Below are 1,786 nucleotides of genomic sequence, written 5' to 3'. Positions count from 1 at the left end.
CGTTTCACAATTGTAATAATATTTGTTCGTTTTCTATATGATAATTGTATATTTATAATGATTTATAAACAAGCGGATTGATATGGAAAATATAAAAATAATAAAGAGACGCTCTGATGATAACTGGATAGTTCGTTTACCTAGGAGGATGGAACATCTCACCAAACAAAACATACAACTAAGTAATAGAAATATTCAACCTAAAAGGTTTAATCCAGCCAAGAGCTTACACAATATCCCCAAAAGTACTTCTCTAAAAGTAGAGACTTACCGAAAGTATTATACAAAACCTTACTTGTCTGAGGGAGGTGTTGTTTCTTTTCCTGTAAGAGGAAAGAGAGACTTGATATTAATTGTTGAAAAAGTTTATGAGGAAAGTCCCAACTCAACTATTGAGATTCTAGAGTATAATAGTGAGCGTCCTTCACACCATGCAAAGAGTTTAGAAGAGGTTGAAACCGCACTTCAAAGTTCAACTCAAGGAATTCTTGAAATAGCAAATAAGAGTCTCGCTAACGCTTACCAAGAATCAAAGGATAAAGGATTGACCGTCTGTGTGTTGAGAGGAAATGAAATTGTAGAAGAGTTTTCTGATGGCACAACCAATATTCTCAAAAAGATTAGTCCAAGAAAAAAAATAGTATCTAGAACCTTTACACTTAAATAGTTGGCTACACTATATGTATTTGCAGGACCAAATGGTTCTGGTAAAAGCACTATCACTGAAAGTATTAAAAGTGAAGTTGATATAGGCATTTATTTGAATGCTGATGAGATAGAAAAGTCACTCATAGAGAATAGATGTTTTAGTTTCAACTCTTTGATTAATTGGGAGATAGAAGAAGCCTCCTTTAAAGATTTTTGTAGAGGTCGTGGTTTAAACAAAAAAGTATCTGACCCTGATTGGCTAGAGAAGATACATCTGCAAGACAATAAATTATTTTTGGATGTAGGGCTAAATATCAATTCTTATCTGTCTGCGTTATTAGTTGATTTCTTACGTGTCGAGTTTATAAATCAAAAGGTGGATTTCAGCTTTGAAACTGTGATGTCTCATTCCTCCAAACTGGATTTATTGAGCTCAGCAAAAGAGAATGGCTACAAAATAGTTTTATATTTCGTCACAACAGAAGACCCAATAATTAACGTAATGCGAGTGTAAAACCGTGTTGAAAAAGGAGGGCATACAGTTTCTGAACAGAAAATAATTGATCGATATAAACGATGTATGAACTTGTTATACGAAGCTATTAAAATTTCTGATGAAGCATACTTATTTGATAACTCAGGCGATGGAGAAGTAGCTGCTTATTTTGCTAAAGTTTTAAATGGGCAAGATTTCAAATTTAGGAGAGGATTTGAAGAATATCCTAATTGGGTTGACAGATATATAAGTAATCGTGAAGAATAAGATTTAATTTATGTGTTTAGTGACAAGGCAACAGGCACAAGGCAAAGAGTGTTAAAATGTTTTTAACGACCACAGACATGCATTTTACCCCAAGCCCACCGCCGAAAGCCGTTACCTGAAAGCGCAAAGAACAATCTTAAATTTTATTTTGCTCACTAACTTAACTGGGAAAAATAATTAAATAAAATAAAGGTATTAGTCTTATTTCAAAAAGAAGCTCTCCCAAAGAGCTTCTTTTTTTTCAATGTTTTGAAAGATAGAACTTTACCCTATTGGCTACTCCGCATTTTTAGGAATCACCATCCGTAAGTATTTCCACCTAAAATAAATAATTTTAGTCAAATAGATACATTTGGCCTAAAATCGCTATAGTTT

3 protein-coding genes are annotated in these 1,786 nt (G+C 33.2%); all 3 read left to right on the top strand.

What is annotated here, in order from left to right:
• Positions 1-82: 82 nt before the first annotated feature.
• Complete coding sequence (locus ACOVQ4_RS02100) at positions 83-667, top strand: hypothetical protein (RefSeq protein ID WP_421819010.1); 585 nt, start codon at positions 83-85, stop codon at positions 665-667.
• Entirely contained in the window at positions 668-1,162 is a 495-nt protein-coding gene (locus ACOVQ4_RS02095) for a hypothetical protein (RefSeq protein ID WP_421819009.1), read from the top strand. It abuts the gene before it with no gap.
• Positions 1,163-1,228: 66 nt separating this feature from the next.
• Entirely contained in the window at positions 1,229-1,411 is a 183-nt protein-coding gene (locus ACOVQ4_RS02090; protein WP_421819008.1) for a hypothetical protein, read from the top strand.
• Positions 1,412-1,786 lie beyond the last annotated feature (375 nt).

The sequence above is a fragment of the Flectobacillus sp. genome, assembly GCF_049240685.1.
Lineage (GTDB): Bacteria > Bacteroidota > Bacteroidia > Cytophagales > Spirosomataceae > Flectobacillus.
The sequence above is the reverse complement of the archived record's forward strand: the minus strand, read 5'-3'. Positions and strand labels throughout refer to the sequence as shown.

Bases quoted from the DNA above. Each gene is read 5' to 3' on its own strand.
- ACOVQ4_RS02100 (WP_421819010.1), top strand. From the start codon at position 83: ATGGAAAATATAAAAATAATAAAGAGACGCTCTGATGATAACTGGATA.
- ACOVQ4_RS02090 (WP_421819008.1), top strand. From the start codon at position 1,229: ATGAACTTGTTATACGAAGCTATTAAAATTTCTGATGAAGCATACTTA.